Genomic DNA, 24,810 nt, shown 5'->3' with positions numbered 1-24,810 from the left:
TTTAATCCATTTCTTTAATTGTTATTGCTGTTTTCTGGAAATGCGCATTCAACTCACGCGAATCATCGCTAAAGAAACTCGGCCGCCACCACGACTTTTTCTTTTCTGGCAGATCCCAACTCGCCAGCCACAGAGAATCATTAAGGCTGCGATAGGCACCAATGAAAGCAAGGCTGCGTGTAGTACCGTCTGGTTTAATCAGAATGGTGCGCGACTCTCCGGGTTGTAAAATCGCTTCATAGACTTTTGAAGCAGCCGCCTGTACAGGCTTGCTGGTCCCCTCAACAATTTCATAGAAATCCGCATTGGTTAAAACATCCAGATCCTTGACGTTATAAATAAATATATTGAGTGGCGCCGGATCGCCCATTTCATTGGGGTTAATATCGTTTGCCGCCAGCAGATTTATTTTTATTTCATCACCATCGGGCGCGGGACTGCTGCTTCCACTACAGGCGACTAAAAAGAGTGACAGTAATAAAACTGCCGTTCCTTTAAGCATGTGTTTTATTTCTTTTCCGCTAAGCATAGGTTTCCACTCAATCCATCCGAACGACGTCATTGTGAGAAGAGTTTTGCCGCCGTAGCGGCAAAACTCTGTCAGCGAACCGGCGTTAATTAGCTGCGCAGGTTAGCTTTTACGTCATAACTGGTAGAAATTACGCCAGACTTCGCGCCTTCGGCGTTCTGCATGACGTAGTCCTGAGTCAGTTTGGTGAAGGCGAACGTCACGCGTTCACGTGGACGCGTTTCGTCTTCGTGGGAACCCGCCGTTTCAACGCGAGTAATAATGACATCAGAGAATTTGATGGTCAGATATTCCAGCGGATCGCCGCCAGCTTTACGAACCACAAACTGAATGTCTTTAATATGCTTACCGGACAGGCAGTAGCTCAGCAGGTTAGTACTGGCCTTATCGACATAGTGCTCAAAGCAAAAATCTTCAACTGTTGCTTTACCTGCGCCGCCGCCGGAGCCGCTGTGCATATTCGAACTCTGTGCGCTAGCCCAATGCCAGGACAGCACTTCGATTTCATTTTTATGGGTAGCATCAAGAGATTCGCCTTCGATGCCATCAATTTTAATAAACATATCCTGAGCCATATGATTTCCTTAATTAGCTCTTATTAACAACGTTACTTAATGAGTAACGAACGAAATGAAGACAAAATATTTTTGTCTTTCACAGTGCGCAAGGATCCCTGCGCAACCGCATCTTTTAAGAATAATAAAGTGATTATTCTTATTACTTTATTGCCTGAATTACGCCACGTCTTTCAGTGACGGTAATTTAGCGACCATGCGCAAAGAAACGGTCAGACCTTCCAGCTGGAAATGAGGACGCAGGAAGAATTTCGCCTGGTAATAACCCGGGTTACCTTCCACATCTTCTACCACCACTTCCGCTGCCGCCAGCGGACGACGCGCTTTGGTTTCCTGCGACGAGTTCGCCGGGTCGCCATCGACATAGTTCATGACCCAGTTGTTCAGCCAGCGCTGCATATCTTCACGCTCTTTGAACGAACCGATTTTGTCGCGCACGATGCACTTCAGGTAATGTGCGAAACGTGAACAGGCGAACAGGTACGGCAGACGCGCAGAAAGATTGGCGTTGGCCGTGGCGTCTGGATCGTAATATTCCGCCGGTTTCTGCAATGACTGCGCGCCAATAAACGCCGCGTAATCGGTATTTTTACGGTGTACCAGTGGAATAAAGCCATTCTTCGCCAGCTCCGCCTCGCGACGGTCGGAAATCGCAATTTCCGTCGGGCATTTCATATCCACGCCGCCATCGTCGGTCGGGAAGGTATGGCACGGCAGATCTTCCACCACGCCACCGCTCTCTACGCCGCGAATCATGGTGCACCAGCCGTAGTGTTTGAACGAACGGTTGATGTTTACCGCCATCGCATACGCGGCGTTAGCCCAGACGTATTTGCTGTGATTCGCGCCGTCGGTATCTTCTTCAAAATTGAAGTTATCCACCGGGTTGGTGTTGATACCGTAAGGCAGACGAGCAAGGAAGCGCGGCATCGCCAGACCGATATAACGAGAATCCTCAGACTGACGCAGGGAGTTCCACGCGGCATACTCCAGGTTCTGGGTAAAGATTTTCGTCAGATCACGCGGGTTAGCCAGCTCCTGCCAGGAGTCCATCTGCATCACCGATGGCGACGCGCCGGTAATAAACGGCATGTGAGCGGACGCCGCCACCTTGCCGATGGAGGAGAGCAGATCCACATCCGGCGCGCTGTGGTCGAAATGGTAATCCGCCACCAGGCAGCCGTAAGGTTCGCCACCAAGCTGACCGTACTCTTCTTCGTAGATCTGCTTAAACAGCGGGCTTTGATCCCATGCGATCCCTTTGTAGCGCTTCATGTTGCGACGCAGGTCATCTTTGGAAATGTCCATAAAGCGCAGCTTGAGCTTCTCATCGGTTTCGGTGTTGTTCACCAGGTAGTGCAGGCCGCGCCACGCGCTTTCAAGACGCTGGAACTCTTCATGATGAAGGATCAGGTTAATCTGCTGTGACAGCTTAAGGTCAATCTCCGCGATAATCGCCGCGATGTTTTTGTACGCATCGTCAGCCATGGTGATCGAGGTAGAGAGCGCCTGTTCCGCCAGGGTTTTCACCGCCATTTCGACCGCCGATTTCGCCTGCTCGGACTTCGGCTTGAATTCACGGGTCAGTAACGCAGTAAAATCATTTTGCGTTGCGGCCTGCGGCGCGGCCTGCTTATGGTTTTGTGCTTGAGTTGCCATTTTTATCTCTCTGATTCACATTCAGGACGCGGCTTCATCAGCCTGTTTAGGTTTTGGCGCCGATGCCAGGGTGTTCAACAGCGACTTGTCATTCAGCACCTTCATCACCAGACTTTCCGCGCCTGCTTTACCGTCCATATAGGTCTGCAGATTGGCGAGCTGCGTACGGGCTTCAAGAAGCTGAGATAGCGAGTCAACTTTGCGGGCAATCGCATCCGGAGAAAAATCGTCCATGCTTTCGAAGGTCATATCGACCATCAGCTGCCCTTCACCCGTCAGGGTATTCGGCACCGCGAACGCCACACGCGGACGCATGGCTTTCATACGCTCGTCAAAGTTATCGATATCGATACTCAGGAATTTACGGTCTGCCACAGGCGGCAGCGGCTCCAGCGGTTTACCGGATAAATCCGCCAGTACGCCCATAACGAACGGCAGTTCAATTTTCTTTTCGCTGCCATAGATTTCCACGTCGTACTCAATTTGTACGCGCGGCGCACGGTTACGTGCGATAAATTTTTGTGAGTTACTCTTGCTCATATGGATATATACTCTTTAATCACCGTTTATGTATAAATCATGACTGGTCTGATAGTTAACGTTCAGATAATTCGCTGATTCCACTCCCTGTTATTTATAAACAAGCTCGACTCCTGCTACCGTCTGCACTTTGCCGGCAGTAGCCGCTGAGTCACCCTTCGCATAATAGCTCGCTAAAAATCGATGACTTAATGGGTCCGCCGTGGCAGAAATAACGTAATCCTGCCCGGATGTCGCATCATCAATAATGACCTGCGAACTGTCTTCTTTACGTAATCTGATCTGAACATTTTTGCTCATATCAGTTCCGGTACCGTTAACCAGGTTTCCCGTCGCGGTATCCGCGCCGGAGGCGCTGCTGTTGAAAAACACCGTTACGGTCCTGCTGGCCGGGCACTCTTTTAAGGTGATATTAAACGGTACGCTGCCCGCTTCACTGCCGTTGGACTGCAGCGACATCACCGAGATTTTAGGCAATGTAACGACTTCATTATTGCTGCCATTATTAATCTCTACGACACAGGTTTCGTCGGTATAGGTGCCCGTAAAATAAACATCCATTGAGTAATTCACTGCATAAACGCAGGCTGCCGGAGTGCCCAACAGAGCCAGAAAGAGCGCGTTTTTTATTAATGACATACCACCTCCACCTGGGTAATCGAACCGGCCGATTTATTTATTTTGTTAGCGATATCGCTATTGGAATAAATCGTACACAGGCGATCGCCAGACGCGTTTTTCACATATAAATTGCTGTTCTCGGCCTGCCAGCCGCGAATAAACGCCATACCGCCCTGTCCAATAATGCCCAGACTGTTATCCAGCTGGTCAAAAATATCCGCGCCGATAGGTAAAGGCTGTCCGTTCCGATCCCGGACAATTAATATCGCAGGCGCCCCCACCTGGGTTTTAATATTCACTTTCACCGCAGCGCCCATACGCGGAATCACCGTACTTTCGCTTTCCAGCACATCCACGTTATCAGGCAGACCCACGGTATTCACCGCAATGGTGTTTTCACGATAGGGGGTGAGCGACGGCACAATCGCAAAGCCGCGGGAGTCGATGCGAGAACCGTAGCCGTTCAGCATCCTTGCCCCTTCTGCCCCCGGGGCGTCAATCAACGCAAACGGCGCATCGCCCAGTCGCGGCCCCAGCGTAACGCCGCCGCTGTGCGCCACCACGCTGCCGTTTGCCGACAGCGAGAGCTGACGCGTCTTATTCCCCACCGACGCGGTCGCGCCCAACTGCCCTACCGGCGAGTTGTAATTCACGTTGCCATTGAACGCCGCCTGCGTGGACGTATCCCGGGCTTTATTCATTGAGGTACCCACCCCGTAGCTCAGGTCGTTTTGCACGCCCTGACTGCCGATGGCGTTCATCTGGAAACCGCTGCCACCGTTATTGTCATGCATGGCGGTAGAGTAGACCGTGCTGAACAGCGGTTTTTCTGTGACGCTGCGTCCCAGCGGCACGCTGACGGACAGCATCACGTTATTCACGTTGTGTCCGTCGCTGTTATACGACCGGGAAGCCGACACCGACCACGAGAAATAACGCTCGGATTTGTTATACGAAACCATGTACTGGCTGGTCGACGGACGATCGTCCCAGTAGTTATAAAAATTACCGGAAAAATTTATCCTGCTGCCGTTCCATAACGGCTGACCGATACTCAGGGTAAAGCGCTGCCGGGTGCGATAATCCACCAGATAGTCATTACTTCTGGAGCCATAGCGCTCAAGCGCCGCATCGCGGAGGCTGTAAAACCCCGTTGATGAGTATCGGTAAGCCGCCAGCGTGACGTCTGTTGACGTGGCATCCAGGAACTTACTAAAACCAATATTAAAACTGTTGCCGGAGGAGACCTTGCCGCCGCCGAGTTCGCTGCGCGCGCGGGTCGCATCCAGCGATATGCCCCCAAGAGGGGTATTAAACGCGTTTCCCAGCCCTACCGCGGCGTAGTGATCGGCCAGCTGGCCGCCGCCGTACAGGGTATACATATTGCCAATGCCATACTGGTAAAAGCCCTGGGCAACGCCGGGTTCTTCGGCAAGCGCATCGTCCTGCAACTTACCTACCGTCACGCCAAAGCGGTCGACGCCAGCGTGCAGCAACATCGGCGGCGCGGAAAAGGGCACCACCTGCGTCCGCTGACGGCCATCTGCCTCCGTCACCGTCACCTGCAAGTCACCGCCATATCCCATTGCGCCAATGTCGCTCAGTTCAAACGGACCCGGCGGTACGGTTGTCTCGTATAGCGTCTGGCCCCGCTGCGTCACCTGTACTTTGGCGTTGGTTTCCGCGATGCCGCGTACCATCGGGGTGTAATAACGTAAGCCTTCCGGCAGCATACGGTCGTCAGACTGAAGCTGGATCCCTCTCACCGTCATGCTGTCGAACAGATCGCCGCTGGTCACGCTATCGCCCAGCGTCAGCTGGCTTCTGAGCACCGGAACGTCGCGCTGCAGATACGTCATGATGGAGTGAGTATGCGTTGAGCCCGTATCGCTCCAGTTGGTGTTCAGCCGCTTACGAAATCGCCAGTCATAGACGTTCAGCCCCATCATCAATCCCAGGTTGCCGCTGGCGGATCGATCGTTTTCCCCGCCGGACTGATTGACGTTCTGCTGCGCATAGGCGTTGGCGTTATAGTCCAGCACCCCCGCCAGCACGCCGGGATCCCACGAGGCAGGATCGGTATAACCCCGCGGGAACTGCACCATGTATGCCTGCGGAACGACCAGGTCGAGGTAAAAATCGCCGGACAAATAATTCGCGTGCGCGCCTTCCACCCACTCATCCACCGTGGCGCATTGCTCGCTGTCTGAGGCCTCGGGTTTCGCCGTCACCTTAATGCCCAGATGGGTCAGTTCGTCATAGGTGAAACAGGGCTGAGCGCTAACATTGCCTTTAACGGTTTTAAACAGCACCTTACGCTGCCCCCGGCTCTGACCATTGACCGCGACCTGTACCGCATACTCCCCCGCTGGCGCCGGGTTACCCTCGTAAAAACGAGAGACATCAACGCTAAGGCCGTGAATAAACGAGCTGTTAAACTTCACCACGTCGTTTTTACCGCTGGTTGCCAGATCCCCGGTGCTGGCATGCGCCAACACGGAAACGCTGGCTCCTAAAGAAGCAATAAGAATATGGCGTATCGCCGCCGCGATTTTCGACTCACGGATTGCGCGGCGTGCATGTTTTTTTATCTCTTTCGGCTTCACGTCCTTGTCTCCCCCGCTACGCGGCTCTCAGCGTTTTATTGTTTCTTTATTGACAGGGTGTTACCTGTTGAATGAGCCAACTGATATTTAACGACGCCGCCGTAATCGTTAATCAGGCGGACTTCAACGCTGCCGATCGTTGCCGGCGCTTTATTTTTATTTGCCAGGACAAATTCTTTACTGCCAAACGGCGGGATCATATCCGTCGCCAGGGGATATTGAGTGTTCCCTGAATAGGCGATTGCCGAATCAAATGAAAAATAGTAAGGCGTTGGATTGCTCACTTTAATACCCCGGGTCGGGCTGATGATTTCCCAGCGCAGTTTTTCAAATTCATTGGCACTGCTACTTTTTAACGCGGTCGGGCGATAAAATATTTTAATACGGGTTCTGAATGCCAGCTCCAGACGATCGGTGTCTTTCGCCTTTTCATTCATCGGCGGAATTTCCAGCATATTAAACCAGAACACCGACTCCCGATCCTGCGGCAATGGCATACCATTATAAATAAGACGTACACTCTGCCCTTTGCCTGGCTCTACGCGATAAACGGGCGGTGTGGCGGTAAATGGCACCTTAATATTATTAATGTCAGTATTTTTATTACCATCATCAACCCAGACCTGAACCAGTGTCGGTGTATTATTTTTATTATTCGTTCTTACCGTCTGCTCTTTTTCAGAACCGGGAAAAATCACCCGCGTACCGGATATGGTCATCCCGGCAACGGCAACCTGAGCTGCCAGAGAAAAAAAGAGAAAAGCATTTAATAATATTGCACGTTGAAATTTCATAGTACTGCCCCGCAGGTAATACGGTCTATCTGATAAAATGGCGTAACAGGGGCGATTGCTCGCCCCGGATTTAATCCTGACGGAAAAAACTTACGGATACGCGATGGTATAAGCCGCCTGCGCGTAAACCTTACCAACAGAGGTCGCGCCCGTTGCGTAGTAACCACCGTAGTAACGCATGGTTGCTGAACCGTTAGTCACGGTAGCAGGCGCGCCGGTTTCACCCAGTTTCAGCTGATTCTCGTCGGAGTTATACAGACGTACCTGTACGTTCCCGGCCGCAGGGTTGTTTGCATCTGCCGTGAACTGGTTAGTCAGGTTACCGGTTGCGCTGTCAACGCCAGAGCTGCCGACCGCTTCAAAGTGCGCGGCTACCTGAGTAATACCGGTAGGGCAATTTTCAACATTCAGGTCAAAGCCTTTAGAACCAGCAGTGTCGCCTGACTTGGCCAGGGTCTGAATCGCTACCGTCGGCAGTTGTACCTGACGGTCAACAGAGTCCGCGGCAATTTCGCAGGTGCTGGTAATAAGTTCACCGTTAAACGTTACGGTACCCTGCGTGGCAGCCAGCGCAGAAGTAGATACTGTCGCCATTGCCAGCGCGCATAATGTCATTTTGAAAGTAGACATAACAAATTCCCTATATTAGCGTTATTCAAATTAAAACTTCGCGACCCAAAGATCGCTTTTGGGTTTTTTACATACTTCCTGTAGATTAAATGTTTAGCTTTTCCTCCACTTGCATCACAACATCAATTTCCTTTTCTTCAGATAAAATACACTGCATGGCTATTGTTTTATTTTTTGCCGATTTGTCGACCTGGTTTAAAAGTGCACTGCCAATCTTTGGTAAAATATTTTTCTCAATAAAGCGGATCAGCATCCTGGCACCGGTTTCAGCAACCGGACACTGTTCAACAACGTGCTGAACCAGTTCGTCGCTAAAGGTAAGCGCCATGTCATGCTGCGCTTTCGCTCGCTCAGCGATACGGTTCAAATGAATTCTGACAATATGCTGGAGTGAATCCGTCGCCAGCGGTAAATAAGGTATAACGGTCACGCGGCCTAAAAACGCTGCCGGGAAGACCTTCAGCAATGCGGGCTGCAATAATTTCAACAAACCTTCTTCATCAGGCATGGTTTGCGGGTCAGCGCAGGCGCTGCTAATAATGTCGCTGCCAGCGTTACTGGTCAGCAAAATAACGGTATTGCGAAAATCAATCTGCCGCCCTTCACCGTCTTCCATCGACCCTTTATCAAATACCTGGAAAAACAGCTCATGCACATCGGAGTGCGCTTTTTCCACTTCATCCAGCAAAATAACGCTATAAGGCTTACGACGTACCGCTTCGGTTAATACGCCACCTTCGCCATACCCCACATAACCCGGCGGCGATCCTTTCAGCGATGAAACCGTATGCGCTTCCTGATATTCACTCATATTAATGGTGATCAGATTCTGCTTGCCGCCATACAGCTGGTCGGCAATCGCCAGCGCGGTTTCCGTTTTCCCGACCCCGGAAGGGCCAACCAGCATGAACACGCCAAAAGGTTTTTGCGGATCGGCAAGCCCGGCGCGCGCGGTCTGAATACTCTGGCTCAGGCAGGTTAACGCATACGTTTGACCAATGACTTTTTCCGCCAGACGCTGCGGCAGCTCCATGACGGCGCTGACATCGTCTTTCAATACCTGGCCTACCGGGATGCCGGTCCAGTCCGCCACGATCGCCGCCACGATGCTGGCGTTCACTTCCGTCTGCACCAGCGCCTTTTCGCCGCGGATCTTGCTCAGCGTCTCCTCCAGCTCATTCAAACGAGACTGCAGGTAACTGATTTTTTCCGCTTCCGGCATCTGCGGATCTTCCACCGTGGCGGCAAGCAGTTGCTGGCGGGTATCGATAATGGCCGCCACCAGTTCGCACTCCTGCGTCCAGCGCCGTTCCAGCACCGTCGCTTCTTCAGCATGGTCGTCGATGGTGCGCTGGATCGGCTGAAGACGTGTATCGTCCTCTTTGCCAAAGCCAATCGCTTTTTCGAGCATGGACAGTTCAGCCTTCGCCGACTGCTGACGGAACTTCAACAGCTGTAGCTCGGTTGGCGGCGCGTGCTGCGCCACGGCAACCCTGGCGCAGGCCGTATCCAGCAGGCTGATCGCTTTATCGGGCAACTGTCGGGCCGGAATATAACGATGAGATAAACGCACGGCGGCGCGGATCGCCTCATCCATTACCCAGACGCCGTGGTGTTTTTCCAGCACCGGCAGCAGGCCGCGCAGCATGGCGATAGCCAGATCTTCAGAGGGTTCGTCTACCTGAAGCACCTGGAAGCGTCGCGTCAGCGCCGGATCTTTTTCGATGTGGCGCTTAAACTCGCTCCAGGTTGTCGCGCCGATGGTGCGCAGCTGCCCGCGGGCCAGCATCGGCTTCATCAGGTTAGCGGCGTCTCCGGTGCCGGCATTGCCGCCCGCGCCAACCAGCGTATGCACCTCATCAATGAAAAGAATCACCGGATCAACTGATTTGGCGGCGTCTTCCAGCACCGCTTTTAAACGCGCCTCAAATTCGCCCTTCATGCTGGCTCCGGCGGAAAGCGCGGTCACATCCAGCGTCAGCAGGCGAACCTTTTGCAGCGCGGGCGGGACTTCTCCGGCGGCTAATGCCAGCGCCAGGCCTTCCACGACGGCCGTTTTCCCTACCCCTGCTTCCCCGGTGAGCAGCGGGTTATTCTGTCGACGACGCAGCAGAATATCGATCATGGTGTTGATCTCTTTATCCCGCCCCAGCACCGGATCAATTTTGCCTTCACGCGCCAGCGCGGTCAGATCGGTCGAATATTGCGCCAGTCCGCCGCTCTGCGTACTGCCCATGGCGTTGCTGGCTTCACCCGGTACGCCTGCTTCGGCGGAAACCATTGCCCCACCCGCTTCGCTCTCTTCCGCAGAGTCGCGAATAATGTAGCCAAGATCTTTGCTCAGCTGCTCCAGCGGAATTTTTTCAAATACGGATGAAATCCCGAAAAGCGCGCGGCGTAGTTCCATGGTGGTCAACAGCGCCATCAGCAAATGGCCGCTACGAATACTGGTGTTTTGACACTCCAGGCTGGCAAATATCCAGGCCCGCTCGATGGCCAGTTCAATATGATATGAAAAATCGGAAATTGAGCTGGCTCCCGCCGGCAGGCGCGTTAATGCCTGAGCAAAATCACGTTCGAGCATTTCAGCATCAAGTTCAAAATGCCGTACAATATGACGTATATCGCTATCCTGCTGCTGATAAATCTGATTTAACCAGTGGATCAATTCAACGTAAGGATTACCGCGTAATTTACACAGCGTAGTGGCACTCTCCACGCTTTTAAACAGGCTTACATTTAGTTTTCCGAATAGGTTTTTTCTCGTAATCGCCACAACAAAACTCATCCCATTTTAATTTGACGTCGTTTTCGGCCACTACTCCTGTAGTGGAACAGTTTTTTACCTGCCTGCACTGGAGTATTCACAGAGGCAACAACTGGCTACTTCGGATTAATACTAAACACAGTTGGTAATAAGAAAAACCCTTAATCAGAATAGCGAGTGGGATTTAAGAAAATAGCTCAAAGGCGATTCCTAATTTCGCTGAAGACGATAAAAAGTGTGATCATCAAGTACGCATTTAATTCTAGAATCCGGGCGATATAAAAGAAAGTCGCGAAATTGACGGGATGCAATGTGGAACACAACTTTCTAGATTACTATAACCAGGAACTGACGTTTGTCAGAGAAATGGCGCGTGAATTTGCTGAGCGGCACCCGAAAATCGCCGGACGACTGGGGATGCAGGGGATAGAAACTGCCGATCCTTACGTAGAGCGTCTGATTGAGGCATTCTGCTTTTTATCTGCCCGAACGCAGATAAAACTCGATGCAGAATTTCCTAAATTCACCCAACGATTACTGGATATCATCTATCCAAACTACAATTCGCCAACGCCGTCGATGGGGGTCGTTCAGCTACAGCCGAATCTAAAAGAAGGCGATTTAACGCACGGCTACGTCATCCCCAAAAAAAGCACGTTTTACAGCCGGTTACTGCCTGGTGAAATGACCCGATGCGAGTTCAGAAATAACCAGGACGTCACGCTGTGGCCACTGGATATTGCAGAAGTGCGGTTAACCTCCGTACCGCCGGATATTCCTAACCTGGAAATCCATCGTCTTAACCACCAGCAGTTGAAAGGCGCACTGCGCATTAAACTGCGTTTACAGGGTGATTTAGTCTTTTCGGATTTGAACGGACTGGATGAGTTGCCCATTTATATTCAGGGCGATGAACGCGTTGTATCCCATACCTTTGAATTGCTTCACGGCAGACATGTGGCGGTAGTAGTCCGTAGCGGAGACGGTGAAAAAACGCAGCATCACGTCATTGTCAACGACGCGTTAAAATTTGAAGGCCTGGCGCCCGACCAGAGCCTGTTGCCCTTACAATGGAATATGTTCCACGGGCACACACTGATCCAGGAATATATTGCCTGCCGCGAGCGATTTTATTTTTTCTCGATCGCCAAACTGGCCGCTGCGCTGGAAGGGAATAATACCAACGAAGTAGAAATCATTATTCTGCTAAACACCTTACCGCAGGATCTGGTGCCACATCTGGACGCTTCGCGCTTTTTACTGCACTGCACCGCGGTCATTAACCTCTTTCCCAAACGCGTAGACCGCATTGAAGTTAACCGTGCGCTGAATAATTTCCACATTGTGCCGGACCGCAGCCGTCCTATGGACTACGAAGTCTTTTCCGTCGATAAAGTCTTTGGCTTGCAGGCGGAAACCAGCGAGGAGCTCACCTTTAATCCGCTGTACCAGACCCGACACAGCGACACCGGGAATTTTGGCCGGTATTTCTCAATCAGACGGGAAGTCAGGGTGAAAGAGGCGAGCCATCGCAAATATGACACCCGCACGCCTTACAGCGGCACGGAGATTTTTATTTCCCTGGTCGATCAACAGGAAGCCCCCTACAGCGAACATATTCGCTATCTGCTGGTTGATGCCATGGTGACCAACCGCGATCTGCCCCGCTTGCTGACCAGTACCGGCAACCTTGAGCTAACCATGTCGGACTCCGTTCCGATTCACGGCGCCCGTTTCGTCAGCTCGCCCAGCGCCCCGCGTTCGCCATTCGCCGTCGGCGAGGCGGCATGGCGGCTTATCCGTCAGCTTAGCTTTAACTATCTGCCTCTCTCCGAGATGGAACACGCCCGGGGCGGCGAGTCGCTGCGTAACATGCTGCGCCTGTTTACCAACTCTGCCGATACGGAAACCCTAACCCAGATTAACAGCCTGGTCGGGTGTAAAACCGAGCCGGTGGTGCGTCGCCTGTCAGAAGAGGGGCTACTGGTTTACGGGCGCGGCGTACGTTGCAGTTTAACCGTTGATGAAGAGGGTTTCTCCGGCATCAGCCCGTACCTCTTTGGCCTGGTGATGGAAAACTACCTGGCGCGGCACGCAGCGATCAATATCTTTACCGAAACCGAGCTGCACTCCATGCAGCGCGGCTTGATCGCACGCTGGAAGGCGCGTCCCGGCAGACGAGGCGCATTATGAAATCCGTCGACGCCTGGTTTGATGACGACAAGCCCTGGGAAGCGGGTTTTATCAGCACGATGCGCGCGATTGCCGCCCGCACGCCTGATCTGCCGGCGCCTGGCAAAGCCCTGCTGCCCTCGCAGGAGCGTTTTCGGCTGGGACAAGTGGCCACCATGGCCTTTGCGCCGCGTGAAATCGCCGCCATCAGCCAGCAGGATGACAAAATCAAACTGCAGCTTTTTGGCCTGGGGATCTGGGGCGCACAGGGCGCGATGCCGCTGCACCTTTCCGAACTGGCTTACTCCCGCTACGAGCAGCACGACCACACGCTGATTGATTTTGTCGATATTTTTCACCACCGCGCGCTTAGCCTGTTTTATCGCGCGTGGTTTTTATCGCAGGACACCGCCTCGCTGGACCGGCAGGACGACGAACGTTTTTCGTTTTACGTCGGCAGCCTGATCGGCCTCGACCCGGCGGAACTCCCTCCCGACCCGCTGCCTGTCCACACCCGGCTGGCCTCTTCCGCCCACCTCATTCGTGAAGCCCGTAACCCGGACGGCCTGCTGGGAGCGATGCACTACTACTTTGGCGTGCCGGTGCGCATGGAAGAGTTTGAGCTGCAATGGATTTACCTGGAGCGCAACGATCAAACCGCGCTCGGCGACAGCCACTGTGCCGGGCTGCTGGGTGACGGGGCGATCCTCGGCAACACCGTGCTGGACAGACAACATAAATTCAAGCTGCTCATGGGGCCGCTGACCCTTGACCAGTACATGCTGTTCAGCCCGTGGGGCAGCGATATGTCGGTGCTGCGTGAACTGGTGCGCAGTTTCATCGGTTTTGAATATGCCTGGGATGTGCAACTGGTGCTGGCTGCCGATCAGGTGCCGCAGGCCCGGCTTGATGGCTCCCACCAGCTGGGTTACGCCTGCTGGCTGGAACGTCATTCTTGTGATGACCCGGTTTTCGGCATGAGCTTCGAACCGGAAATGTATCACCGCTAGTTAACGCTTCTACCCACAGCCAAAAAGATACATGCGATGAATCAAACATACCATCTGACCTGTTCCGATTATTACCAGCCCCTGATGTCACCCATCGCGGGCAGCGACGCCTGCGGCGAGACGCTTGATTACGATCCCGCGTTCATCCTGTTGCAGTCCCGGCTCCAGCCCAAGCTGGACGTGGAATACGGCAACTTTTTTGAAGCGGCGGAGCCGATTAACTGGGCCGAAACCGAGCGCGAATGTCAGACCTTGCTGCAAAAAAGCAAAGATGTCCGGCTGATTATTATTCTGATGCGCTGTCGGCTACGTAAAGTCGGCCTCGCCGCCCTGGCGGAAGGGCTGGAAGCGCTGCACGCCTTACTGTGCGCCTGGCCGGACGACCTGCATCCGCAGCTACTTGATGAAGGGGAGTTCGCGCCGATGCTACGCGCTAACGCCTTCGCCGAGCTGGAGGATGCCAACGGCCTGCTCGCTGACCTCCGTAATCAGCCGCTGCCGAAAGCCTCCGGCCTGCAAATCACCATCAAAGAGTTTGAAAAAGCGCATCAGGTTCCCCGTGAAGAGGGTGCGCTGTCGGATACGGCCATGGCCGCCATTATTCATGAATGGCAGCTTAACGCCCGTGACAGCCTCTTCCCGCTTACCCAGGCGTACGGTTTCCTGATGGAGATAAAAAGCATGCTTGCCGACACGCTCGGGCACGATGCGCCTGAATTTGCCGTACTCGGTAATCTGCTGGTCTTTTTCGCTAACGATTTCAGCGGGGTAACACCTGCCCCGGCTGTTTCGCCCCCCATCGTGGAGGATGAAACGCCGCAGGTACAGGAGATCGCGGAGCGTCCCGTCGGCGTGGCGCCCGCGGCGGTAGACCTTCCCCTCGCCGCGCCGCCTGCCGTCGCGGAGGCGCGCCGGGGTATCGACAGCCGCGCCGATGCGCTGCACCGCTTACAGGAAGTCCGCAGCTGGTTTGCGATGACCGAACCCAGTAGCCCGCTTGTTCAGGTGTTGAAGTACGCAGAAGAGAGCATCGGCAAAAGCTTTGCCGACCTCTTAAAAATGTATCCCCCTGAGATAGTCGCCATGCTGAATCACGAGAAGGAATAAACGATGTTAAGGATCGCCATTACGCTTTGTGCTCTTGCTTTGACGCCCGCCGCTTCCGCCGTTTGTACGCTGGCGCGCGGCGCACCGACTGCGGTTTCCATTCCTTCGCAAGTCATTCGGATTAACGCGAATGCGCCTGCGGACACCTCTACCCCTATCGCCCAGTTCGACAGCAATCTGGCAGGCCAGGATATTGGCTATGACAACTGCAATGTCGGTACCGAGTACGGGAAGCGGGTGCTCAACCTGACGGGACAGGACTCATCAACCCGCATCTATCCGACCAATATACCGGGCATTGGCATTAAGCTGCTGTGGAGTAACGGCAGCGCATTCGGCAACTTCCCGTCAACCAGTCAGTTGACCTTTCCCGGGGGCGCGCAGGTCGGCACGTTTGATTACGTAGCCGCCTCGTTTTACCGCATCCAGTTTTTTAAAACCGCGAACAATTTGCGCCTGAGCGATCCGAACGGCGATACCGTTCTGCCCGCCGGAGATATTGCCTATAACTACCTGATGACGGCCAATCCGGCTTCGTATGTCATGAAGCTCGCCATTGGCGATATCAAAGTTATCAGTACCCCCACCTGCGATGTCGACAGCGCAAAAACGATTGATTTCAACGAAGTGACCCCGTCTTTGCTCAGCGCCGGCGTGACCCGCAAGCTGGATTTCAACATTACCTGCAAAAGCGACTACGGCACCTATTCCGCTATCGCCTCAATGATGACCGACACCCCCTCCTCGGACGGCTCGTACATCCGCGTTAAGGACGCGGGCGGCAACCTGGATCGGCTGGGCATAAAAATCACCGATGGCGCAGGCAAGGCGATGAAGCTGGACGGCAGTACGTCAGAACAAAAAACCAGTATTACCAGCCAGGGCCCCGCCGAATTCGCCTGGAACGCCACGCTGTTCGCCAGCAGTAAAACCGCCCCCGCAGGCGGGACCTTTAACGCCCAGGCGGAAGTCATTTTTGATATTCAGTAATCAGCTTTTAAATGGATTGGGAAAAATGGACACCCCAGCGACAATTTTTATCAGCATCGCCAGCTATCGCGACCCGGAACTCATTCCAACGCTACAGGATATGCTGCGCCATGCCGCTCACCCGGAGAATCTGCATCTCTCTGTTTGCTGGCAGGACGACGAAAACCTGTCGCTGTTTGAACAACAGGGCATGACCCCGGAAGGCCGCCGCATCGTTGCGGGTCAGGAGGTATTTGCCTTCCGTTACCGTCAGGCCAGGATTGATATTATCAGCGTGCATTATTTTGCCAGCCAGGGTGCCTGCTGGGCGCGTAGCATGGCGGAAACGCTGTTTGAACAGGAAGCCTATTTCCTGCAAATCGATTCCCACTGCCGCTTTATTCCCGGCTGGGATGACGAAATGATCGCCATGCTGCGCCAGGTAGAGCAGAAAAGCGCGCGCCCCATTCTCTCCTCCTATCCGCCGCCCTATAGCCCCGGCGAAGATGAAGAGGCCAGCAAAAAGCGCTATGTCAGCCGCCTGATATTTCGCGAGTTTAATCCGCAGGGTATTCCTATGCTTAGCTCCACCCCTTTTACGGCAACCGAACCGGTGCGGGGGAGCTATCTCGCAGGGGGATTTATCTTCACCCGTGGTGATTTCGTCAGCACCGTGCCTAACGATCCGCAGATATTTTTCGCTGGCGAAGAGATCGCTATGGCGGTGCGCGCCTTCACCCACGGTTATGATATTTATCATCCGCATAAGCCGCTGCTCTGGCATTACTATCAGCGTAAAGAGCACAACAAAGTCTGGGGCGATCACTCAAACGAGGCCAAAGCGCAGGGCGCGGTGGATAAAGCCTGGTGGGAAAGAGACAACGTCTCGAAAAAACGCGTCCGGACTGTGCTGGGGCTGGAGTCAGAAGACGCCGCAAGCCTGGCGCCTTACACCACAGGATCGGCACGTTCTCTGCGCGCGTTTGAATATCAGACCGGGATCTGCCTGCAAAGGGGCACCGTGCTGCCGGAAGTCATGAGCGCGGAGAAGATCAACTTTTTCCCGACACCGCCCGATGATCACGCGCAGTGGCTTGCCCGCCAGTACGTCTGGTACAAAAAAAACCTCACGCTGGAGCCCGCCGTCTGGCGCGCTGACGACAAAGAGGCGGAAACCCTGCACCTTGGCGTTTATAACCCGCAAAACATGCTGCTCTATAAACGCACGCTCGACGCCCGGGAACTGCAGGCGCTGCATACCGCCTCCCCGGATGACAACCTCACACTCTCGCTCGAATTTAAAACCGCCAACGCCGCGCAGCCTTCTGTCGTGCGGATATGTCCGTGGTCAATAACCTCTGGCTGGGGCACCGTTACGGAGAAAACATGGTGAAAAGTGAACATTTTTTCTGCCGCCTGATCGGCATTGATACCCTGATATCCTTCGACGGCATCATTCCTTCAGCGGCGGATTTTCAGCTCAGGCTGATTTCACTCATTGAGCAGTTCAATAAAGCGTTGCAGGAAGAGAACCAGGCTGCCGAAGAGAGCGAGGCGCTGTGCCAGTTGTTATGCGGCTATTTCGACAAACGTCTGATGATAAATCAGAAAGATAACGCGCTCGCCTGGGAGCGTTACTCGTTGATGCATTACTTCTATGGCTACACCCAAAGCCAGGCCGATGACGATATGACGTCGCTGCTCGCTGCCCTGCTTCGTTCCGACAGCAACCTGATGTTCCGCTATGCCCGAAAGCTGCTTACCCTGGTGGAACAGGTCGAAGGGCAAACCGACGCGTTGACATCGCTGCGCGCCACCTGCGCGCCCCGCACCTGGCTGATGCGCGCGGAAGCGGCCCCAGAGCCGGAAACAGGCTACGCAGATACGCCAGCGGCTTCTCCCCGGCTGATGGTGCTGATTACCGGCCCCTTCGCCCGAAAATGGTTTCACCATGCCAATCTGTCGACCAGCGACAACGGACACATTGTCTGGATGGTCGCTGAACATTCAACCACGCTCGCCAGTCGGCTCGCGCATGCGCAAGAGACGCACCCGCCCATGGCGACAGTGGCGCTGTTTCCCGTGCTCGTCGATGGCGTGGAAAACAGCGCCCTGCTGACAGAGCAGCTGATGTCCTGGCAGTACGTCTTTACCTCGATACGGCTTAACAGTCGGTTGCCCTGTATCCCGGCGTTTTATACCCGTCTGAGTCAGCAACGCCATTCGCACGACCCTGACCGGGCGATCTGGACCAGCTCACTGACGCCACCGCCGCACGGTGAGTTGACCCTGGAGTCGTGTTTCCACGACCTGGTGGAGAAGCTTAACGCCCGCGATGACGGCCAGGATCTTTACGCCATACAGCGTTATACGCTCGGCAGAACCTTTATCGCCTGGCTTGCGGAAAGCCGGCTGATGAACGTTATGCAGACCTTGTTTAAAAATACCCCGCTCGATCTGGCTGGCGTTATGCTGGCTGATTATGGTCAGGGGTTTACCCGTCACGGCGCCTGGTCGCAATGGCTGGAGGAACGATACGGCATCCTGCCTGCACTTTCCGCCACCATCGCCATGCCGCCCTTACCGCCGTTGCCTTTGCCGCCGCTACCGGAACCCAAGACCGTCTGGCCTGCGCCTGCGCCTCTCGTTGCGCCCGCGCGGCGCCGTCGCGCTTTGCTGCCCGTCATTATCGTGCTGCTGTTACTGTTCGCCTGTCTGGCTGGCGGCATTTACTACTATGCCCGGCATAACATCGGCGAAATACGCGAGCAGATAAGGCAATTTTCTCCGTTCCCGGAAAACCTTGCCGCAGACAACGACGCCTCGCTCTTCTCCCTGGCAGACACCGTGCCGCTGTTTGCAAACGGCAGTAGCACTCTCATGCCCGACAGCGAAAAAAACCTGCTTGCTGTCGTGCCGGCAATTCGCCGCTCGCCAGAAAAAATGTTCCTGATTGTTGGCCATTCCGACAGTACCGGCTCTGCCGCGACCAACCTTGCGCTCTCCGCCGAACGTGCGCAGGTCATAAAAGAGTGGCTGGTCGCGCACACAGGACTGCCTGCCGAACAGTTCATTACCGAAGGCGCTGGCGACACCCGACCGGTCGCCAATAACGACACCAAAGACGGACGGGCGCAAAACCGCCGCGTTGAGATTATTCCCTTATCCCGACAAACCATTAAGGATGAAAAGGACTTACATGAATAAAACACCCATGACTTATCCTATTAATGAAGGCACTTTCATGACGCTCACGCCGCAGGAAGATCAGTCCATTAATATTCTGCGGTATATGGATGAGGACAATAACCAGTACAACATACTGATAAATCGCACCACGCTGGAAAAAGATCAAACGGTGGACGATTTCTGTGAGAAGCAGTGGGAAAAAATGAAGCTTTATGTGCCTGGATTTGAGGTGGAAGGCAAAAACCTGCGCCATGAAATTGGCCCAGCCAAACTGCAGGTGCTGCAAACGGCCAATAAATTCCTGGAGGATGGCGCCTGGGTCCGGCAGGTCTCGTCTATTGTGACGCTGCCCCATCATCCGAAACACAATCCCGAGTCGCGCAAACTGCTGGTCTTTACGCTGGCTGCTTATAACGACTTTACCGAAGCACAGCGTAAGCATTACGTCCGTATTATCAACAGCTTTATTCCAGCGGAAACCGCAATGAACGTGGAGTAACCCGCACTCCCCTCTGCCTCCGCCCGGGGCGCAGAGGGGAACGCTGTACCGCAACAGTATGGAACACATGTGCAGGAATCATCGATTTCGGGTCCCCCTCTTTAAAGAACCCTCACCCACCGCCATCCCAGCAGTATCGTCCCCAGAATAATCGTTATCCCCGCAGCCACATGCAGCAGAAAATCCAGGGGACGAACTTCAACAGGATGGCAGAGCGACAGCAGCGTTAACGCCATGCAGGCCACGCCAGCCCCCGCCGCCGCCAGCGTGCGCAGCGGATACAGCGCCCCTGTACGCCGCAAATAGCCAATAACAATGACCACCATGGGCGCGCTGACCGCCATCATGTAGACGTAGCAGTTCACCTCATCAGCATGGTGCGCCTGCGCGGGCGCGAGCCGCAAACTCATCATTACCCCGCCCAGCCACAGCGCGGCCAGCGGAATAAACCATTTCCAGTTCAGCGGGGAACGACCAGGGATGCTGAGCAAAAACGCGTTACGAATGGCGAGCGTCCCCATCACAAACGCCACCGCCAGCTGAAAAGCCGCAATCAGCGCGCCCGGATGGCTCCAGTCCGTGCCGTCTCGCGGAAACGCCAGGCTGCTCAACCAGCCGCACGGCAGCGCCATCAGCAGCCAGCCGACAACGCGCCAGGAGTTCGCCAGCGTGCGGCGTATCGGCCCGGCATCCTGACTCAGCTGTTTTATGAAAACATCATGATCGACCATGTTTCGCTCCCATACGGCGAAGGTTGGTAAGGGCTCTGTGTAATAACGATTTCACTGCCGCAATGCTCAAATTGTTCTGTGTCGCCGCTTCGGCAAGGCTCATCTCCTGAAGATGGACATGCTCGACAATCTGCCGCTGGCGCAGCGGGAGTTGGTCGAGTATCCGCGCCAGGCGTTCCTCTTTATCTGTGTACTCGGGCAGATCCTCACCCGGACTTTCCTGTGCATCCTCTTCGCGCGTTTCACGCTGCCAGTGGCGACCCCGCTTGCGTAACGCGTCAACGGCGCGCGCCTGCGTTATCGCCATCAGCCACGGCAGAAAGGGGTAGGCAGGATCGTAGGTATGGCGCACCCGATGTACGGTCAGGAGGACATCCTGGATAACATCGTCGACCAGCACATCATCGAAAATGTGCTTGCGAACGCGCGTGCGGATGACGGGCACAATCGCCCGCAACAGCTGGGTATACGCGTGACGATCGCCCGCCTGCGCGCGGGCCATCAGGGCGGGCCATGCGTCTCGCGGTGCAAAGCCGTTATCCATATTGCGCCATCATTATGACCTCACGCTTTTTTCCCAGCGGCCTGATCCAGGGCCTTAACCACAATCGACGGTGTCAGGACCTGGGGAAGCACCTCAGGCGCGCTGCCGTCTGCGGGATAAACCACATACAGCGGCAGACCGCCCTGGCCGAACGCGCTCATTGCATCGTCAATATCCGCATTAAACTTCGTTGAGTCCGCCACCATATAAACGGTGCCGGTGCGTGAAAGCGCCTGTTTAACCGCCTCCGTCGACAGCGACGTGCGATCGTTAACCTGGCAGGTGATGCACCACGATGCCGTAAAATTGACAAAGATCGCTTTGCCCTGCCCGCGCAGTTGCGCCACCGTCTGCGGCGACCACTTCACCGGCTCGGTGTGAGTAACGCTTTGCACGTCGGGCTGCGAAGGCTGCGTATGGATTACGCCGGGCAGCGGGCCGATCGCGGAGATGAACAACACCACCGTCACCGCCAGCAGCGCTTTATACGACTGGCCGATATAGCGTCTGCGCTGGGCCATGCCGTACAGCCACGCTGCAAAACTCACCACCACCGCACTGGCGAGCATGGCGGCCAGGGCGGTGGTTCCTGCCTGCTGCGTCAGCACCCAGACCAGCCAGGCGAAGGCGCCCAGCATCGGGAATGCCAGCCCGCGCTTGAGCAGATCCATCCACGCGCCGGGCCGCGGCAGGCGTCTGGCAATCGACGGGAACAGTGAAATCAAGGTAAAGGGGGCGGCAAAGCCTATCGCCAGCGCCAGAAAAATAGCCAGCGATACCGCCGGAGGTTGTACCAGGGCATAGCCTACCGCGCCTGCCATAAACGGCGCAGAACACGGGGTGGCGACCACGATAGCCAGCGCACCGGTTAGCGCCGAACGCGTAAACGCCCCGCGGCCCACGGAAATTTCCCCCGCGCGCTGCAGCGATAGTCCCACCTCAAACACGCCCAGCAGGTTCAGGGCAGCCCCCAAAATCACCAGCGATAATACGGCGATAACCAGCGGAGACTGAAGCTGAAATCCCCAGCCAACGGCGATGCCGCCGGCGCGCAGTGCCAGTAATACCCCCGCCAGCGCCAGCATAGTGAGTACGACCCCAAGCAAAAATCCCAGCCCCTCGGTGCGGGCGCTTTTGATGTCGCCCTGATGGCGCAACATGCCCAGCGCCTTCAGCGAAATCACGGGGAATACGCAGGGCATAAAATTGAGGATAATGCCGCCCAACAGGGCGGCCAGAATGGCAGTCAACATAGCGGACCCCGTTATTCAGGTTACGAGTGCGACTTCGCGTATTTCTTCACGGCATCCATCGTTTTTTGAATGTGCTCGTCTGGGCTGCGGTCGGTATAGCTCAGCAGAATTTTGCCGTCCGGAGCGATAACAAACGAGGTGCGGTCAGAAACCGTTTTGCCGTTCATCTGCATCAGGGTCTGGTACTCAGCCGCCACTTTCGCGCCGGGGTCAGCCGCGACGGCAAATTTATCCCGACACTCCAGCTTCGAGAACTCATCCACCTGGTCAACGTTACCGGCGGTGACACCCACCACGGTCGCCCCCAGTTTTTTGAAGTCATCGGTGGCTTCGGCAAAGGCGTGCGCTTCAAGCGTACAGCCCTTGGTGAAGGCCGCCGGGAAGAAGTAGAGCACCACCGGGCCTTTCTTCAGCGCCTGCTGAAGGGAGAAGGTCAAGGGTTTACCGCCCAGCGCACCCTGAAGGCTGAAGTCCGGCGCGTTGGCACCTGCCTCAAGGGCGGCATGGGCGTTTACTGCGAAGAGGGAAAGGCTCAGTACAGCAGCGGCAGACAAGGTTTTCAAACGATTCATGGTCGACTCCATCAGGGAAAAAGGGGGCTTTATGAATAATAGTTCGCACGCTAACCCCTGAAGGTTTCGCTCAATGATAAAAAAAGTCCGCAGGGGTCGCCTGCGGACTTTTTATGGCCTTCGGGGAGGATTATTTATCCTTCTCGACCATCAGCGGTTCAATATCGCTCTCTTTTTTCACCACCAGCGTTTCATCCCCGCGCAGGCAGGTTCCGCCGTAGTTTCCCCCCACGGTAAAGGTGCACACCTGAATATATTTTCCGTCTACTTTTGGCAGGCACCACAGCTGCTGGTAAATGTTTTTACGGTCAACAAACTTGCCGCTGGATTTATCCAGCAGTTCGTCCTGCGCGCTAATCAGATCGATATTGCTGCCGCAGCGCCCGGCGATTGGCTTCACGGCGTAGCCGGTCGTTTTCAGCAGGTCGTTAACCTCAAAATCGGTATCCAGCAGGTAGCGGTGGTTCGGGAACAGCTGCCACAGCACCGGCAAAATCGCCTTGTTGCCGGGGATCACCGTCCAGAGCGGTTCGAAGACCAGCACTTCCGGGCGCAGCAGCACGTCGATCAGACGCACTTCCCCTGCAGGGTGCCCGGTCCGAATCGGTACAGCGGCATACTCGGTTTCACTCACCTCGCGGATCTGCTCGATCGCCGTTTCCCACGCCCAGGTTTTCCAGACGCAGTTGACGGGGCGGCCTTCATCGTCAATCAGTTGTCCGGCGGGATCCCAGCTCAGCGCGCCAAGGCCGTGGAGGATTTTGGTATCAAACCCCGCCTGCATCAGCGAACGCTGAATAAAGAGCGCGTGATAGTCTTCCTCGACGTCGTTGTCCTGCATGATGTGCACAAACGGACGCGCATGGCTGTGCTTCCACGCGCCGGTCAGTTCTTCCAGCAGCCCTTCAGCCGGGTTGTGGCCGGTTCCGCGATAGCCGTTTTTCACCCACTCCTCGAGGATTAATCCCCCTTCCGTGTGGCAGGAGGCGGAGTCCGCGTTGTACTCGTACACCTTGATACCGCGCTCATCCATGCAGAAATCCATACGGCCAGTGATCATATGGTGACGTCGCCACTGCCAGGAGAGGCGCAGGCGCGGCCAGAGGATTTTAGGGATGTCGAAAAGCGCCAGTAAATTATCGTCTTTCAGCACTTTGTCGGTCGCGTGGAGGTACATCAGGTGCAGTTCGTTGGTGGCTTTGATCAGCTCCTGCTCGGCGCTTTCGGTAATGGTGAAATAGTGGCAGGGATCGTTGTTGATGACGTGACCGTTAGCGCGAACATACGCCTGCTGCAGAGCGTCGTTTTCGTTGAGCCATTTGCCGTCGAACTGACGCTGATTTTTGAGCCGCGCACCGCGGATTTTCAGCAGCTCGCCGTCGATTTCCGGCTGCGGGATACTGTGCTCCGTATCGCTGGTCTGGATCATCCAGCCCAAAATTTCCGTGTCGGTGAAGGTATCGTGCAGCGTGTAGCAGCCGTTCTCGACGGTCATGCGCAGCTCGCGCGTCCACTGCTGCCCCAGCGGGAGCGGAGCGTGAATGACGTTCTGCTCCGCAATGCGGACCTTATCGCCGCAGAGCTGAGTGATGACGGCAACGTGCCCGGTTTCATGGAACTCGCCGCCCTTTTGCCAGATCAGCAGCGCCCCGGCGCGCGGCGCACGCTGCGATCCGTTGGCAAAGGCCTGCAGCGGCAAAATGTTGTCGTTCACCACCTCACGCAGGAAGCGCAGGGAGAAGATCTCCCACGCCATGCCGACGTCAGTAAAGACAACACCGTAATTGAGAAAAAGAAAACGACGCGCAAACTCAACACACTGCCACTTGTGGCCCATGTATTCGTTGCCGATATAGCTTCGGAATTCCGCGTCTTCCGGGTAGCAGCGCGGGTCGAGGCTGTCGTAATTGGATGAGTATATCGCCACACCACCTGGCGCATAGCCTAATAACGTCCCGAAGGGTGCATCACTGCTTAACGTTCCTTTACGCATGTATCCAACCTAAAGCTGGCAGGCGGCAATTTTAGTAAGGTTGTCGTCGT

The 24,810-nt window shown here is 55.0% G+C and carries 21 protein-coding genes; 7 read left to right on the top strand and 14 right to left on the bottom strand.

Going from position 1 to position 24,810, the window contains the following annotated elements; translation table 11 throughout:
- Position 1: 1 nt before the first annotated feature.
- The 9 genes from tssJ to tssH form a co-directional block, all read right to left on the bottom strand.
- Positions 2 to 529 (bottom strand): type VI secretion system lipoprotein TssJ, encoded by a 528-nt coding sequence (gene tssJ / locus I6L58_RS16550; protein WP_254082128.1) that lies wholly within the window; start codon positions 527 to 529, stop codon positions 2 to 4.
- 89 nt (positions 530 to 618) lie between these two features.
- Entirely contained in the window at positions 619 to 1,104 is a 486-nt protein-coding gene (locus I6L58_RS16545; RefSeq protein ID WP_006178497.1) for an Hcp family type VI secretion system effector, read from the bottom strand.
- 159 nt (positions 1,105 to 1,263) lie between these two features.
- Positions 1,264 to 2,763, bottom strand: coding sequence for a type VI secretion system contractile sheath large subunit (gene tssC / locus I6L58_RS16540; protein ID WP_006178498.1), 1,500 nt, complete (start codon positions 2,761 to 2,763; stop codon positions 1,264 to 1,266).
- A 21-nt stretch (positions 2,764 to 2,784) separates the two neighbouring features.
- Positions 2,785 to 3,303, bottom strand: a complete 519-nt coding sequence (gene tssB, locus I6L58_RS16535) for a type VI secretion system contractile sheath small subunit (protein ID WP_006178500.1) — start codon at positions 3,301 to 3,303, stop codon at positions 2,785 to 2,787.
- Between the two features lie 90 nt (positions 3,304 to 3,393).
- A complete protein-coding gene (locus I6L58_RS16530) occupies positions 3,394 to 3,942 on the bottom strand; it encodes a fimbrial protein (RefSeq protein ID WP_088208546.1) in 549 nt (182 codons plus the stop codon).
- Entirely contained in the window at positions 3,933 to 6,530 is a 2,598-nt protein-coding gene (locus I6L58_RS16525; protein ID WP_058610784.1) for a fimbria/pilus outer membrane usher protein, read from the bottom strand. The genes I6L58_RS16530 and I6L58_RS16525 overlap by 10 nt, the downstream gene beginning before the upstream one ends.
- Before the next feature lie 35 nt (positions 6,531 to 6,565).
- Complete coding sequence (locus I6L58_RS16520) at positions 6,566 to 7,324, bottom strand: fimbrial biogenesis chaperone (RefSeq protein WP_058610783.1); 759 nt, start codon at positions 7,322 to 7,324, stop codon at positions 6,566 to 6,568.
- Positions 7,325 to 7,414: 90 nt separating this feature from the next.
- On the bottom strand, positions 7,415 to 7,954 hold the full coding sequence (locus tag I6L58_RS16515; protein WP_006178504.1) for a fimbrial protein: 540 nt from the start codon (positions 7,952 to 7,954) through the stop codon (positions 7,415 to 7,417).
- Positions 7,955 to 8,039: 85 nt separating this feature from the next.
- Positions 8,040 to 10,730, bottom strand: a complete 2,691-nt coding sequence (gene tssH / locus I6L58_RS16510; RefSeq protein ID WP_176399429.1) for a type VI secretion system ATPase TssH — start codon at positions 10,728 to 10,730, stop codon at positions 8,040 to 8,042.
- Between the two features lie 303 nt (positions 10,731 to 11,033).
- Here tssH and tssF point away from each other — a divergent pair, with 303 nt between their 5' ends.
- The 7 genes from tssF to I6L58_RS16475 are packed head-to-tail and all read left to right on the top strand — an operon-like array spanning position 11,034 to position 19,667.
- Positions 11,034 to 12,914, top strand: coding sequence for a type VI secretion system baseplate subunit TssF (gene tssF / locus I6L58_RS16505; RefSeq protein ID WP_006178507.1), 1,881 nt, complete (start codon positions 11,034 to 11,036; stop codon positions 12,912 to 12,914).
- Positions 12,911 to 13,903, top strand: coding sequence for a type VI secretion system baseplate subunit TssG (gene tssG / locus I6L58_RS16500; protein WP_088208544.1), 993 nt, complete (start codon positions 12,911 to 12,913; stop codon positions 13,901 to 13,903). Before tssF ends, tssG begins: the two co-directional genes overlap by 4 nt.
- A gap of 36 nt (positions 13,904 to 13,939) precedes the next feature.
- The gene (locus tag I6L58_RS16495) at positions 13,940 to 15,010 is read left to right on the top strand and encodes a type VI secretion system protein TssA (RefSeq protein WP_088208543.1); all 1,071 of its coding nucleotides are present in this window, start codon (positions 13,940 to 13,942) and stop codon (positions 15,008 to 15,010) included.
- Between the two features lie 3 nt (positions 15,011 to 15,013).
- The gene (locus tag I6L58_RS16490) at positions 15,014 to 16,000 is read left to right on the top strand and encodes a fimbrial protein (protein WP_006178510.1); all 987 of its coding nucleotides are present in this window, start codon (positions 15,014 to 15,016) and stop codon (positions 15,998 to 16,000) included.
- 25 nt (positions 16,001 to 16,025) lie between these two features.
- Positions 16,026 to 17,372, top strand: coding sequence for a GlcNAc-transferase family protein (locus I6L58_RS16485; protein WP_006178511.1), 1,347 nt, complete (start codon positions 16,026 to 16,028; stop codon positions 17,370 to 17,372).
- The gene (locus tag I6L58_RS16480) at positions 17,366 to 19,186 is read left to right on the top strand and encodes an OmpA family protein (protein WP_088208542.1); all 1,821 of its coding nucleotides are present in this window, start codon (positions 17,366 to 17,368) and stop codon (positions 19,184 to 19,186) included. Before I6L58_RS16485 ends, I6L58_RS16480 begins: the two co-directional genes overlap by 7 nt.
- On the top strand, positions 19,179 to 19,667 hold the full coding sequence (locus I6L58_RS16475; protein ID WP_006178513.1) for a DcrB-related protein: 489 nt from the start codon (positions 19,179 to 19,181) through the stop codon (positions 19,665 to 19,667). Before I6L58_RS16480 ends, I6L58_RS16475 begins: the two co-directional genes overlap by 8 nt.
- A 101-nt stretch (positions 19,668 to 19,768) precedes the next feature.
- Here the strand turns inward: I6L58_RS16475 and I6L58_RS16470 are convergent, their stop codons facing one another.
- From I6L58_RS16470 to gss, 5 genes are all read right to left on the bottom strand, one after another.
- Positions 19,769 to 20,398, bottom strand: a complete 630-nt coding sequence (locus I6L58_RS16470; protein ID WP_088208541.1) for an NrsF family protein — start codon at positions 20,396 to 20,398, stop codon at positions 19,769 to 19,771.
- The gene (locus tag I6L58_RS16465; protein WP_058610777.1) at positions 20,385 to 20,942 is read right to left on the bottom strand and encodes an RNA polymerase sigma factor; all 558 of its coding nucleotides are present in this window, start codon (positions 20,940 to 20,942) and stop codon (positions 20,385 to 20,387) included. Before I6L58_RS16465 ends, I6L58_RS16470 begins: the two co-directional genes overlap by 14 nt.
- Positions 20,943 to 20,962: 20 nt before the next feature.
- Complete coding sequence (locus I6L58_RS16460; protein ID WP_088208540.1) at positions 20,963 to 22,195, bottom strand: protein-disulfide reductase DsbD family protein; 1,233 nt, start codon at positions 22,193 to 22,195, stop codon at positions 20,963 to 20,965.
- Positions 22,196 to 22,215: 20 nt separating this feature from the next.
- Positions 22,216 to 22,767, bottom strand: a complete 552-nt coding sequence (locus tag I6L58_RS16455; RefSeq protein WP_254082127.1) for a peroxiredoxin — start codon at positions 22,765 to 22,767, stop codon at positions 22,216 to 22,218.
- 130 nt (positions 22,768 to 22,897) lie between these two features.
- Entirely contained in the window at positions 22,898 to 24,760 is a 1,863-nt protein-coding gene (gene gss / locus I6L58_RS16450) for a bifunctional glutathionylspermidine amidase/synthase (RefSeq protein ID WP_088208538.1), read from the bottom strand.
- Positions 24,761 to 24,810: the final 50 nt, after the last annotated feature.

This window comes from Enterobacter cancerogenus, assembly GCF_019047785.1.
Classification (GTDB): Bacteria; Pseudomonadota; Gammaproteobacteria; order Enterobacterales; family Enterobacteriaceae; genus Enterobacter; species Enterobacter cancerogenus.
This window is presented reverse-complemented; position numbering and strand designations above follow the sequence as displayed.